Raw genomic sequence first — 13,768 nt, forward strand, 5'->3', positions numbered from 1 at the left:
CTCCTATCAAGGAAGCGAAGTCTCACTTACTTCGCTCCATCTTTCATTAATACAACTTTAACAGTCTTTAGTAAAATTTTAATATCTGACCAGATGGTCCAATCATCAATATAAGACACATCTAGTTTTACAACATCATCAAAATTCGTGATTTCGCTGCGGCCGCTGACTTGCCAGAGACCTGTGATACCTGGTTTGAAACTCAAACGTTTTTTCTGTTCAGGCGTGTATTTTTCATACTCATCCACAGTTGGTGGGCGTGTACCGACTAAGCTCATATCGCCTTTGAGGACATTCCAAAACTGAGGCAGCTCATCCAGACTTGTCTTGCGGATAAAATGTCCAATCGGCGTGATACGAGGATCATTATCGACCTTAAACATACCATCTGACATCGTGTTTTGTGCCATCAGCTCTTTTTTGCGCTCTTCAGCATCCACCGCCATAGAACGGAATTTATAAAATTTAAAGATACGACCATTCTTCCCAACTCGATCCTGAGAAAAAATAGCTGGACCGCCATCTTTTTTGATCTGAGGCACTAGAAAAATAGCAGCTATCCCACAGAACAGCAAGCCAAATAGGGCACCGACGATATCTAGAAGTCGTTTCAAAAGGACATGGTAATAACTATAGAAGCGGGTCGAAAACGTCACGATATTAAAACCAGCCACATTGCGAATGCGCTTTTCACCATTGGTTGGGAAATCTAGGGCATTGATATTAACATTGACATCGATTCCCATATGCTCAAACTGAGAAATCAAATCTTCCAAGCGATAAAGATCGCTAGGTAGGTTGATAAACACTTCATCCACTACTGACCGGGTCGCGTACTCAATCATATCTTTTTCCAGCACCACATCAAAAGCAGAGCTGGTAAAAGAAGGATCATCCACTACTGTTACTGCCACTATCTGACCAGCAAAGTCTTGTGCTTTTTCAATTTGAGCAAAAAATTTTCCTACCCTAGAGCTTGTAGTAATGACAAAAACTTTCGTACTGTTTTTTGACCGAGCATGAATAGAAGAATAGTAGTTTTTAAACAAAATATTGGCCGCGTAAACTAGTAGACCATTTAGGAGGATAAAATAGATGAGTCCTCGGCGTGAGATAGAGAAGTGTTCCTCCATGATAAAGGAAGCAAAAGTGACAAAGAGAGCATAGAAGGCACTGTATTTTAAAGTTTGGATAAACTCTATAAAGTAACCTCTACGGAAAAAATGATGAAAATAATTGCTGATGTAAAAAGCAAGAATATGAAGCAAAGAGAGAATAAAGACACTTGTCCTTGTCAAGTCAGAATTAGAAATAAAGCTCACTAAAACCGCTGCTAGCATAGACACTAGCAGTTCTAATACAGCTACTCCTAACTCTTGAATTTCCCTTTGCTTTCTAAACATACATTACTTCTCGCTTTTCTTTTCTTCTTCTCTCAAACGATCTCCATAGTTCCCGTAGGAACCATAGAAACCGTATTTATCTGCTTCGACATTATATTTATTTAAGATTACACCAAGGAAAGGAGTAGAGGACTGCTCCAGCTGGGTCTTAGACTTTTGAACCATTTTCCGTTTTACTACATTACTAGCAACGACTAACATGCTTGCATCACAAAACTTGGAAATAAGAGTCGCATCTATGACCATACCGATAGGAGGAGTATCCACAATAATATAATCATAATGGCGACGGAGAACATCCATCATTACCTCAAACTTTTCGCTCTGCACAAGTGCCGTTGGATTTGGTGAAGCTTGCCCTGAAGTGATAACAAAGAGATTTTCCTCATCCGTTTCACACAAGCCTTGCGATAAGTCTGTATTTCCAGACAAGTACTCTGTTAGGCCTGTGATTTTCTCACTACTCCTAAAAACACCACCAAGCATCTTAGAATTTCGAATATCCGCATCAATCAAAAGAGTCTTGTAGCCCGCATTAGCAAAGGTCAGGGCCAGATTCGTTGATGTTGTCGTCTTTCCCTCTCCCGGGAGGGTAGAACTCACAGCAATCACTTTGATATTCTCGCCACTTAGTTGGATATTGGTTCGAAGAGCATTGTAATACTCCTCTACCCTCGAAATAGATAGTTTTTTCTTTTTTGCTAACTCTAATATTGGCATTGTATCTCCTAACCTACCTTACTCATATCTGGGATGACACCAAGCAAAGTCATTCTCAAAGTTTCTTCGATATCTTCTGGCTTCTTGACACGGTCATCAAGAATCTCAACAATCACTACTACAAAGACCATCAAGATACCACCCACAAGCACTCCAATAATGGTATTGCGACGGATATTTGGAGAAGACGGTGTTTTTGGCGTTTCTGCTTCTTCCAGCGTTGTAACATCAGATACCTTGGTGACAGCAATGATTTTCTCAGCAGCAACTTCGCGCAAGGTATTGGCGATACGGCTAGCTTCTGCCGGATCCGCATGCGTAACCGTAATAGACACAATCCGAGTATCTGTCGGTACAGTCACAGTTACCTTAGATGCCAAGTCAGATGGCGAACCTGACAGTTTCAACTCTGAAATAACGGATGCCAAGACATCTTGAGACAGGATAATTTCCTTGTAGTCCTTTACCAAATAAGAACCTGCTTGCAAGTCTTGGTTGGTCAAGGTAGGATTTTCGCCCTGCTGACGATTGACAACGTAGATACGTGTTGTGCTTTGGTAGGTAGGTTTGGCAATAAAAACGCTGTAGCCTAGAGCTAAGATACCCGTCAATAAGGCAGTTAAGATGATTAAAAATTTCCGTTTCCAAAGTATCTTCAACAAAGACAACACATCGATTTCGATCATTTGATTTTCTTGATTCATATATTTACTTTCTCCAGAGTTTGATTGATTAGATAAACTCGTTATTTAATAAGATTTCTTGGTTTGTCTTAAAGAGTTCTTCCGCACGCGCAGCTCCATATTTTTTCGCGACAATCTGATAGGCCTTTTGCATATAAGGCGGTCTGTCATCGAGATTGTGCATGTCGCTGGCAACGAAATGAACCAAGTCCCGTTCTAGAAAGAACTGAACACGCTTTTTCATAAATTTGTAACGATCACCAAAGAGCTTAGGTTTCAAAACATTTGAACTATTGACCTGCATATAGCAGCCCATATTGATCAATTCACTGACCTTGTCTTCGTCATTTTCCAGACAGTGATAGCGCTCGATATGGGCCACTACCGGAGTCATGCCGAGGCGGATAACATTGCCCAAGGCTGAATGAATATCCTTATAGGGTGTATTCATACTAAACTCGATCAAGACATACTTGGTGCCACCTAGACTGGGAAATGTCCCCTCTTCTAGCTTTTTCAAAATATCACTAGTATAGTAAATCTCCGCTCCATATAGCACGGTTAAGTCGTCAGCAACTTGCTTGGCCAAGTCCTGCACTTGCTTGAAGTTCGCTGCAATCTTTTCTTCAGGCGTTTCAAACATACCCTTTCGGCGATGAGAAGTAGAAATAATGGTACGAACGCCCTGACGATAGCTTTCTTCGAGCAGACGTCGGCTATCCTCTAGTGTCTTAGGACCGTCATCCACATCAAAAATGATATGCGAGTGAATATCAATCATGCTTTACTTCCCTTCCATTACTTCTTGGATCGCTGCTTTGGCAGCTGCCAAACTATTTTGATCAATTTCCATCATATAGAGATTGGCTTCTGGCATCGCATGGGAAGGCAGACCTGTATTTCCAGTTCCGGTCAAGGCCTGAGAAGTCACATGATAACTTCCGCCTGACTCCAACTGAGTATTGATCAAATTCATCATCGTTTCCAAGCTCATATCGGTCTGGACAGAGTCCTGCAACCCTGAAAGAATGGCGTTGTAATTCTTCAGTGCATCTGTCGACGTCAGTTTCTTAATGACTGCTGCAATAACCTTTTCTTGGTTCTTACCACGATCATTATCTCCACCATTTAGAGAATAACGCTCACGGACGAAGCCTAGAGCTTGATCAGAGTTCAGATGAACCTTACCTACAGGAAAATGGTAATTACCGTGCAGACTAGTAAAGTCTTGGTCGTTCTCAATATCAATACCACCCAGCAAGTCAATCAACTTGAGGAAGGAAGTGAAATTTAGCCGCACATAGTAGTTTAAATCAATGCCGTAGAGATTTTCCAAGGTATGAACTGAAGCGTCCACGCCGTAAATACCCGCATGAGTCAGCTTATCCGGCTGATTAAGGCCACCATCCGCAATTGGAACATAGGCATCACGTGGTGTGGTCGTCAGCAAGACTTTCTTAGTCTTACGGTTGACTGTCATGATAATGTTAACATCCGAGCGTGACACAGAAGAAATCGGTCCATAAGTGTCAATACCACTGACATAGATATTAAAGACCTCTGCATTTGGATCTTGCTTGCCAATGGCTGTATCGATCTTCTTGCTTTTCTTGTAAGTGTAGATTTTTTTAATCTTAGAAGCATAGTCGGGGTCTTCTCCACGAATCGTATCTTCAAAAACACTATTCAAGACCATAGCCTTGGCTTCACCAGAAGTCAACGACTTATAGGCAGCGAGATAAGAAGATGCTGTATCTACTGCCAGCTCATGCCCTTGTGTCTGACTGATATTTTTTATCAGCGCTTGGATATTGTCTTGGTCATTGCCTGATGGTGCTAAGACATTTTTCAACTGCTTGAGGTCCTTAACATCACTATCTGCCGGCACCACGATACTCATCTCATACTCAGAGTAGTTGGAAGTGGAATTAACGCCAGTCGACAAGTCGACTAAACCCTTTACAGCATACATAGATACTGAACCCACAAGCAGGGATACTATTAGGATAGCACTAGTGGTCTTGCCTGCCTTACCCTTGAAAATCAGGAATCCCGATAGAACCGCCACTGCTAGGATGAGGGCTGTCACTAAGATATTCACATAGCGAAAAGCTAGAAAATGATAGCGGAAAATTGTGAAAATCAAGAAGGCCGCCAACAAAGTATAAACACCCAAGAGGGTGCTATTAACTATCTTTAATCGATTGCTTTTCTTTTTAGATTTCTTTGATCTCTGATACATTTACCTTACTACTTTCTGTGCGAAATTACTCTAGTCTATTATAGCATAAAAATATGATTTTTTAAGAATTTCTTAAGAATATTACATAATTGTAAAAAAATCCTATTCTTTTGTCAACGACTTCATCTTTGAAATCGAATTCAAGTCAAAACACAGAAAAATAAAGCGATACCAATGCATCGGTATCACCTTATTCTGTAAGATAGATCTCCGCTCATGAAATTCAGAGAGCTGCTGGCATATAGTAAGCATATTTGAAAATTGTGGACAAAGTTGGACAAAACGTCCTATTTTTATACTGAAAATTTTGCTCTGATCTAGACAATTACAGCAAGCCGTCTCGATCAACTTGCTCATAGGTTTGGAGGCCATCATTCAGCTTGTCCCAGATGACTAACTGACCTGACTGAAGAGACTTCTGCACATCAATGATGCGCTGATTGGAGGAACCACGAAATTGTAGCATGAGATTTTTCTTCGTGATATCAAAACGGCCGTCCACCAGAATATCAATCAGACTCAGCAGCTCCAGCTTGTCCTCCGTTTCCAGCATCATCTCCTCCCAGGTGTAGCCCGTCCAGGACCAGATATCCTTGTCTGGAAGCTCTCTCCGAATCCGCTTGACCAAGGGCAGGAGAATGCCTGTATTGAGAAATGGTTCGCCGCCTAGGAGGGTCAGCCCCTGCACATAAGGCTCCGCCAAGTCTTTCATAATCTGCTCCTCCAACTCTTGGGTATAAGGAATGCCGGCGTTGAAAGACCAAGTTGCTGCATTATAGCAGCCCTCACAGTGGAACATACAGCCACTGACATAGAGGGAGTTACGGACACCTTCGCCATCCACAAAGTTAAAGGCCTTATAGTCAATGATGCGCCCCTTGCTCAGCTCCTCACTTTTCCATTCTTGAGGTTTGGGATTGTTCATCTTCATCCTCCAAATCAATCCAATAACGCTGACTTCTGTCGATTGTATTTTCGTAAACACCGCCAGCAGAGAGAATGGTACGGCGGCTGGCTTCGTTGTCTTCATCGCAGGTAATCAGCACTCGTTCTAGTCCTTGCTTTCGAGCTTCTGCTAACCCTAGCTTTAGCTGTAACTTGGCCAAGCCCTTTCTGCGTTGACTGGGCCGGATAGAATAGCCTATATGACCACCCTCCACAAATAATTTGTCATTTAAGGACAGGCGCAGAGCTAAAAAGCCCAGAGGCAAGCCGGTCTCATCAAAGGATAAAAATTGGATGGCAGGAACCCAACCTGCTGGCAAGTTTGCCACATCTTCCTTCCGTTCTACAATTTTCAGCCAATCCTCATAATCCTTTGCTCGTTTCCAAGTAGAGCCCATGCCGCCGTGCATATAGGATTTTGCAGCATCAAACTCCGCAATCATCTCTAAAATCGCATCTTTATCTTCCAAAGTTGGTCGTCGTAACTTCATAAACTTTCCTCAATCTAAATCAATCCAATAGCGCTCTTTACCAGCTCGAATATCCTCTAAAGTTCCGCCATTAGCCAGAATCACTGCCCGACTGGCAGCATTGTCACAATCACAAGTCACTAAAGCACGTTTGATATTTTTACCTTTAGCTACTTGCAAACCTTGCCGCAACTGCTCTTTGGCCAATCCTTTCCCACGCGCAGACGGACGGATACTATAGCCGATATGCCCGCCTTCTTGGAGCAAATGGTCATTGAGCCGCAAACGCAAATTAAGAAAGCCCACTGCCTGACCATCCACAGCAAAAGCGACCAGTTGAATATAAGGCACAAAACCTTGTGGCAAGCCTAGACCTGCTTCAGCTAGCTGAATCGTCTCCAGCCAGTCCTCATAAACAAAATCCGCTCCGCCAAAGAAGCCATCCTGTCGGCTACCAGCCGCTTCAAAGTCAGCCAGCATCTCTAAAATCTTTTCCTTGTCTTCTAGTTTCGGTCGTCTAAGCTCCATAGTTCCTCCTGATACGAAGAGAGTGAGACCGCCTTGCGCCCCACTCTGACTTCTATTATTTCTTGTTTTTTTCTAAAAATTGCTGACGCAGTTTGGCCAATCGCTCTTTTTTGCCATTGCCTCCCCGCGAATGTTTTTCATGGAAACGCTGCACCTGAGCCTTTCCTTTGTCGTCCAATTGATACTTTCCCATCTTAATCTCCCTCATACTTAATAGTCGAGCCATTCATGTGCTTGACCCGAGCTGATATTTCCTTGTGGCGACCATTAACCATCGGACGGGCTTGCGGATTTCCTAAGTAACCGCAGGTCCGCTTGACCACGTCGACCGTCTTGGGATCGCTGTTGCCACAGTTTGGACAGGTGAAGCCCCGCTCGGTTGGCGTGAAATCTCCTTCAAAGTCACACTTGTAGCAACGGTCAATCGGCGTATTGGTTCCCAGATAGCCAACCCGATCATAGGCATAGTCCCAGACAGCTTCCAGCGCCTTGGGATTTTGCTGAAGAACAGGGTATTCACAGTAGTGGATAAATCCGCCTGAGGCTCCCACTTCAGGGTAAATCTTCTCAAAGTCCAGCTTTTCAAAGGGCGTTGGATTCTTGCGCACATCGTAGTGGAAGGAGTTCGTATAGTATTCCTTGTCAGTAATATCCGGAACGACCCCAAACTTCTCTGTATCCAAACGGCAGAAGCGGTCGGTCAGGCTTTCAGATGGTGTCGAGTAAACAGAGAAGTGATAGTCGTACTGCTCTGACCATTCTTCCACCCGGCGCTTCATATCTTTGACGATAGCAATCGTAAAGTCCTTGGCTTCTGGATTGGTCTCCCAATTACCGCCATAAAAGACTGCTGCCACTTCATAGAGCCCGATATAACCTAGGGAAACCGTCGCACGACGGTGAGTAAAGAGCTGGTCTACTTGATCATACTTGCCCAGACGTTGGCCAAAAGCCCCATACTGATAAAGAATCGGTGCATTGGCTGGACTGGCTTCCTTGGTCCGCTCCACACGGTAGACCAAAGCATCTTCAGCGATATTCATCCGCTCGTTAAAGATTTCCCAGAATTTATCCAAATCCCCCTCGGATTCAAGCGCAATCCGCGGCAGATTGACAGTAACGACACCTAGATTCATACGGCCAGAGTTGACTTCCTGCCCATTTTCATCCTTCCAGCCTTGTAGGAAAGAACGGCAGCCCATCGGTACCTTGAACGATCCAGTCAAGTCGATAATCTTGTCATAGGAAAGGACATCTGGATACATGCGCTTGGTGGCACACTCCAGAGCCAGTTCTTTGATGTCGTAGTTAGGCGTTCCTGGCTCAAGATTAAGCCCACGCTTAAGGGTGAAAATCAGCTTAGGAAAAATCGCTGTGCGGTGCTCGCTTCCCAGTCCCTTGATACGGATATTGAGAATAGCCTTCTGAATCTCCCGCTCAAAGCGATTGGTCCCCAAACCAAAGCCCAGCGAAGTAAAAGGAGTCTGACCATTAGAGGTAAAGAGGGTATTGATCTCATACTCTAGCGACTGCATGGCATCGTAGATGTCCTTCTTGGTCTTCGCCCAGGCGTACTCTTCCTGCTTATCCGGCAAAACCCATTGCTCTGCATCCTTGAGATGCTTTTGATAATTAAGCTCAGCATAGGGCGCCAAGACTTCATCAATTCGATCGGCCGAACAACCGCCGTACTGGCTGGAAGCTACATTGGCAATGATTTGCGAGATTTGCGCTGTCGCAGTCTGAATAGACTTGGGACTCTCTACTTCTGCATTGCCAATCTTGAAGCCATTTTTCAGCATGCCGTCAAAGTCAATCAAACAGCAGTTCGTCATTGGCGTATAAGGGCTGTAGTCCAAATCATGGTAGTGGATGTCCCCCTTCTGGTGGGCATTGGCCACATGAGGCGGCAGCATCTTAAGCCCAATGGACTTGCCGACAATCCCTGCGGTCAAATCCCGTTGGGTATTGAAAACATCGCTGTCTTTATTAGCATTCTCATTGACCACCGTACGATCCTTGTTGAGAAGCTTGTCAATGGTAAAGTTGATGTCTGTCGCTTTTGAACGCTCAAAATCCCGTTGGGTGCGGTAAGTGATGTAGTTCTCTGCAATGGCATATTCCTTGGCATTCAAAAGCTCATGCTCAACGATGTTCTGAATCTCATAGATTTTGACATACTTAGCGAAGCGACTAGAAATCTCGGCCACAACACGGTCTGTGATGGTTTCGAGCTTAGCTTCCAGCATAGGCGTCATGGGACCAAGGTCCTGAGCCGCTCGTACCATAGCCTTATAGATCTTAGTCACATCAAAAGCTACTCTCCGGCCGTCTCGCTTCTCAACGTAGATGGTAGGCGCTGTATCAAATTTTGCTTCTCTTAAAATCATCACAAACACTTCCTCTTCTCAATTAATCATCTACCAAACATTATATCACTCCAAAATAAAAAATCAATATGTTGTGGTAAAATTGTTATTTTTTTATTTTAAACACAACATATTGATCAATTACTTGATTTGATAAAGCTTGAAGTGATTGAGTTTTAGGTTCACTTCTTCATAATCTTGAGAAATTTTCTTTTTCACATCCGAAAAGAGTTTCACATCTTTATTGACTAAGATAAACTTTGGACTTGCCTCATTTAAAGCATTACGCAAGAAAATGCGATTTTCCTCCGTTCCTGTATAAAGTGACGGACTTAATAGAGAAACAGCGGATAAACGCTGCGCTTTTTTATAGAGGCTAGCTGTACTGTCCCAAGCATAAATGCTATCCTTGCTAGTGCTGTTTTCACGAATATGTTGGGCAACCAGATTTCTCTCTGCTGAAACTCCATTGGATAGAATATACTCATTTACAAACGGATAAGCTACGAGATAAAGCATCGCAAGCAAAGGCAAAAAGAGTTGCTTGCCCAAATAACGATTCCAGCTAGAAGCCTGGGTAGGCTTACGGTGGCGTCTTTCATGTCCATCCCTGTCTCCACCTGTATCCAGCCATAAAGCCAGTAATAGCAAGGCAAAAGGCAGAGTTGTCAACAATTGATAAGCGCCCTTCTCCGGCAGGCCTAGAACAACAACAAAGCTGATAGGGAGCCCTAGTAGCCCAATAAAGCGCATGCCACGTGCAGCAGTTGGTTCTTCTTTGAAAGCAAAAGCCGTCATCAACGCTGTCGCAAAACCTAATCCTAGGAAAAGCAAGCCATAATAGAGCAAATGATCGAATATATAGCTGCCATTAAGACGAAAAGCCTCTAGAACATAAGTAGCTTGGCTAATCGCCACACCAAAGGAACCATTTAAAACTGTATAGTAACCCAGTGGATAAAAGACTAGAGAAAAACCTAATAGACCTGCCAGCAACTGATAAAAACCACGCGCTTTTCGCTTGTCAGCGATATTGTACAAGAGCAAGAACAGCGTCGTCAATGAGTAAAAGAGCAGACTAAAAGCTGGCTCGATTAGAAAAGCCAAGGCTCCAACCATCCCAAAACGAATAAAAGACTCATCGCGGACACGCCCTTGTAAGTACTTCACGAGATGGTACAAACTCCGAAAGATAAATGGGAAAGCAAAAATAATAGAATAGGTTCCGCCAAATCCCAGTGTCAGCACAAACAAATAGAACAGAATTGTAATCTGGCGAGCTAGACCACTTCTAACCGTTATTTGTGAAATTGTCTGGAAGAGATATACTCCTGCCAAGGTCAAAGCCACTACTTGGAAAAGTAAAAACAATAGCTGACCCAAAAATAAATTCCCCAACCAGCTTACCAAGTAGTAGAGAAGACCGCTAGTTCCATAAATATTTGCATAGGCAACTTCTCCCTGAGTCAAGGCCCAGCCAGCATATAGATTTTGTGATTGCAAATTGGTGGCTAAGTTGGTTAGTAGAGGATTGATGACACTGGTCAAACTGACCAAGATACTCCAAAAAAATAGTTTTAAAGAAGGAACTGGCTCGATTATTTTCTCTAACCGCCGTCTCTCACTCGTATTTTGCCAGGTTTCTGCGGACATAGATACTAAAATTTCCACGTTTTCCTGTTGATTTCTATCATTCATAAAAGTTCTCCTTGATTTCCATACTCTATAGTATATCAAAAAGCACTCTTTCTGTCAGCCTTATCTTGGCCCCCTTTCTCCTCCTGTCTCTTCTTTGCCAAGCGCTCCAAATCGCGGAATCTTAGGTAAACTAGCCGCTCTTCTGGACAAGAAAGCTGATAAATTATTTTTGCTATTTCCATCTATAATCCTCCTTTGATTCTCTATCCCCTACTTACTATTCGTAAAATAAAGGCGAGCGTCGCAAGAAAGTGTCATTTATAGCTTCTTAAGCAAATCCTCTCAGCGAAAGACAGAAAAAAAGGGCTGGGACAAAAGTCCTAGCCTCTCAATTGTCTTTGGATTGTCGATCAAGACGCAGTGGTTGAGTGGGCTCTACTACGCTGATTTCATCAGCTTTTACAGCCCTACTCAACTGTGCGGAGGTGGGACGACGAAATCGAATTCTAACGAATTACCGATTTCTGTCCCACTCTCTTTAAAGTAGCGGAGCAAATAATTGCATGATTTCCTTCAGTAAACGCTGGTACCAGCTATTTTGGAGGGTTTCAAGAGAAATTTCTTTGGAAACATCAAACAAGTCTTCAAAATCCTGCTTAATGTCCACAATCGATTCTGTTTGATACATAAGGACGGCATTTTCATAATGGTGCACCAGACTGCGGTAATCAAAATTAATGGTTCCGACCACGGCTAACTCATCATCCGAAATAACGTTCTTACTGTGGATAAAACCAGGAGTGTACTCGTAAATCTTAACACCAGCCTCCAGCAAGTCTGGATAAGCACCACGAGTGACTATCTGAATCAGCTTTTTATCAGGAATAAATGGCGTCACTATGCGAACATCCACCCCTCTCATGGCTGCATTTTTAATATCCTCTGTCAAATCATAGTCAATAATCAAATAAGGAGTCGTAATATAGACATAATCGATGGCTTGATTGATAATATTCTGGTAGACAGCCTTGCCAACCTGTTCCTTATAAATCGGCTTGGGCCCGCTCCCGTAAGGGATATAAAGTCCCTTACCTTCCACTCGCTGGCTATCAAAATGATAACGGTCAAAGTCCGTAATTTCCCCGCGATTGATGTACCAATTCATCAAGAAAAGACGTGTCAAAGCCTTCACTGCTCGACCTTCCAAACGGACACCGCCATCTTTCCAATGCCCGAAGCGCACGATATGGTTGATATACTCGTCTGCCAGATTGATTCCGCCTGTATAGCCGACTTGCCCATCTACCACCAAAATCTTGCGGTGATCACGATTATTATAGGCCACCGTCATCCGCGGAATCACCTTATTAAACTTATGGGCATCAATTCCCATCTTGCGCAGCCTTTTCGTATAATCTCCTGAAAGGGTCGCCATACAACCAATGTCATCGTAGAGCAGCTTGACTTCAACTCCCTGCTGGACCTTATCTACCAAAATCTCAAGGACACGATTCCACATCACACCTGGATCAATGATATAAAATTCAAGAAAAATGAATTTCTTGGCTGAGCGCAAATCATCCAGCATGGCCTCAAACATCTCTTCACCAAGGGGGAAATACTGCGAAGTCGTACCATCATAGACATCCGCATTGTGATCCATACTCAGCAAAGACTTGACAATGCCAAAGGCTGATTTATTCTCCTGCTTGAGTTCGACTCGCAGGTCATAGCTGTTGTCCTCTCGAAACTTCATTGAGTCCATTTTTTCCAGCTGCTGAATTTCTTTTTTGGAAAGGCGCCGCTCACCAATCATCAGATAGAGCAAGAAGCCAAAAACGGGCACAACTGCAAACAAGAGCCAAGTCACCTTGCTTTCGGGAGGCATATTCCGATTGACAATCGCCAAGATAGTCCCAATATATAAAGAAACAATGACAAGGGCTGACAACCAATTAGGCACCAACAGATTAAAATAGAAAAAGGCCGCAAAAACAAGAAGCAATTCCAATAACATGATAATGATGCTGAAACCATACTTGGACATCAGCAAACGAAACTTGCCTAGATCCATCTCAATCCTCCCTCGTCTCATATTTCATCTAGTATAACAATAATTAGCAGCAATTTCAAAACTTTTTAAAAGAAAATAGTCTCTAGTCCAAGGTTAAAGGAAGTTCCTGCACTCCATTATCCAAACACACAAAAAGCTGGAGCATCTGTCCAGCCTTTTGTAGGATACTCCTTCTTTGAAAATTATTGCTTGGTGAAGACGATTGTGTCGTCATCATCGTTTTCCTGCGATAAATCTTCCAGAGTCAGTTGTTTTCCCTCTACGCGATAACGCTTAACGTCATCTCCAACGATCATAGTTTGATTAGTTGGATCAACTTGCACCTGTTCAATTTCCTGCTCACCGTCGCGCTCGACTTTGGTCAGGGTTCCTTTATTTCCAGAAACTTCTAGAGTTAAATCATCACCTTCATGAGTGGCCTTATAAGTCCCATCTAAGTCACTAGCTGCCGTTTGACTGGAAGCAGAAGCCTCTGAACTACTAGTATTTGCGCTACTGTTTGTATTGCTACTTGCCTTGCTACTTGATGACACTGTCTCAGATGACTGAGAAACAGAGGAACTCGCTTGAGATTGAGCTGCCTGATTGGATGGATTTTGACCAGAATTGCCACAAGCTACCAATACAAAAGCGGTCATAGCCGTAAGGGCTGAAAGAACTAATTTTTTTGAAACTTTCATTTTGTTTCTCCTTTCT

General features: G+C 43.2%; 14 protein-coding genes. All 14 read right to left on the bottom strand.

The annotated features are described in order from the left end of the window. Positions 1-26 precede the first annotated feature (26 nt). The 14 genes from D8793_RS01475 to D8793_RS01535 all read right to left on the bottom strand — a co-directional run bounded on the left by D8793_RS01475 (position 27) and on the right by D8793_RS01535 (position 13,752). Positions 27-1,403, bottom strand: a complete 1,377-nt coding sequence (locus D8793_RS01475; RefSeq protein ID WP_125370839.1) for a sugar transferase — start codon at positions 1,401-1,403, stop codon at positions 27-29. A 3-nt stretch (positions 1,404-1,406) separates the two neighbouring features. Beyond that, positions 1,407-2,123, bottom strand: a complete 717-nt coding sequence (locus tag D8793_RS01480; RefSeq protein ID WP_125370838.1) for a tyrosine-protein kinase — start codon at positions 2,121-2,123, stop codon at positions 1,407-1,409. Positions 2,124-2,131: 8 nt separating this feature from the next. After that, complete coding sequence (locus D8793_RS01485) at positions 2,132-2,827, bottom strand: CspC family polysaccharide chain length determinant protein (protein ID WP_125370837.1); 696 nt, start codon at positions 2,825-2,827, stop codon at positions 2,132-2,134. A gap of 28 nt (positions 2,828-2,855) precedes the next feature. Beyond that, entirely contained in the window at positions 2,856-3,587 is a 732-nt protein-coding gene (gene cps4B, locus D8793_RS01490) for a capsular polysaccharide biosynthesis protein Cps4B (RefSeq protein WP_125370836.1), read from the bottom strand. Positions 3,588-3,590: 3 nt separating this feature from the next. Then, a complete protein-coding gene (gene cpsA, locus D8793_RS01495; protein ID WP_125370835.1) occupies positions 3,591-5,048 on the bottom strand; it encodes an LCP family glycopolymer transferase CpsA in 1,458 nt (485 codons plus the stop codon). A 325-nt stretch (positions 5,049-5,373) separates the two neighbouring features. Next, positions 5,374-5,973, bottom strand: a complete 600-nt coding sequence (gene nrdG, locus D8793_RS01500) for an anaerobic ribonucleoside-triphosphate reductase activating protein (protein WP_185761009.1) — start codon at positions 5,971-5,973, stop codon at positions 5,374-5,376. Further along, positions 5,939-6,484 carry a GNAT family N-acetyltransferase gene (locus D8793_RS01505; RefSeq protein ID WP_125370833.1) on the bottom strand — a complete coding sequence of 182 codons (546 nt, stop codon included), beginning with the start codon at positions 6,482-6,484 and terminating at the stop codon, positions 5,939-5,941. The genes nrdG and D8793_RS01505 overlap by 35 nt, the downstream gene beginning before the upstream one ends. A 9-nt stretch (positions 6,485-6,493) precedes the next feature. After that, on the bottom strand, positions 6,494-6,991 hold the full coding sequence (locus D8793_RS01510; RefSeq protein ID WP_048766240.1) for a GNAT family N-acetyltransferase: 498 nt from the start codon (positions 6,989-6,991) through the stop codon (positions 6,494-6,496). Between the two features lie 55 nt (positions 6,992-7,046). Further along, complete coding sequence (locus tag D8793_RS01515) at positions 7,047-7,184, bottom strand: hypothetical protein (RefSeq protein WP_005592063.1); 138 nt, start codon at positions 7,182-7,184, stop codon at positions 7,047-7,049. A gap of 1 nt (position 7,185) precedes the next feature. Next, entirely contained in the window at positions 7,186-9,381 is a 2,196-nt protein-coding gene (nrdD, locus tag D8793_RS01520; protein ID WP_125370831.1) for an anaerobic ribonucleoside-triphosphate reductase, read from the bottom strand. Positions 9,382-9,501: 120 nt separating this feature from the next. Further along, positions 9,502-11,058 (bottom strand): heme transporter CcmD, encoded by a 1,557-nt coding sequence (locus tag D8793_RS01525; RefSeq protein ID WP_125370830.1) that lies wholly within the window; start codon positions 11,056-11,058, stop codon positions 9,502-9,504. 35 nt (positions 11,059-11,093) lie between these two features. Beyond that, positions 11,094-11,240 (bottom strand): hypothetical protein, encoded by a 147-nt coding sequence (locus tag D8793_RS11840; RefSeq protein ID WP_185761008.1) that lies wholly within the window; start codon positions 11,238-11,240, stop codon positions 11,094-11,096. A 296-nt stretch (positions 11,241-11,536) separates the two neighbouring features. Next, positions 11,537-13,072 carry a cardiolipin synthase gene (cls, locus tag D8793_RS01530; protein WP_125370829.1) on the bottom strand — a complete coding sequence of 512 codons (1,536 nt, stop codon included), beginning with the start codon at positions 13,070-13,072 and terminating at the stop codon, positions 11,537-11,539. A 182-nt stretch (positions 13,073-13,254) separates the two neighbouring features. Next, entirely contained in the window at positions 13,255-13,752 is a 498-nt protein-coding gene (locus D8793_RS01535; protein WP_125370828.1) for an SP_0198 family lipoprotein, read from the bottom strand. Positions 13,753-13,768 lie beyond the last annotated feature (16 nt).

Source organism: Streptococcus cristatus (assembly GCF_003943465.1).
In the GTDB taxonomy this organism is placed as follows: domain Bacteria; phylum Bacillota; class Bacilli; order Lactobacillales; family Streptococcaceae; genus Streptococcus; species Streptococcus cristatus_C.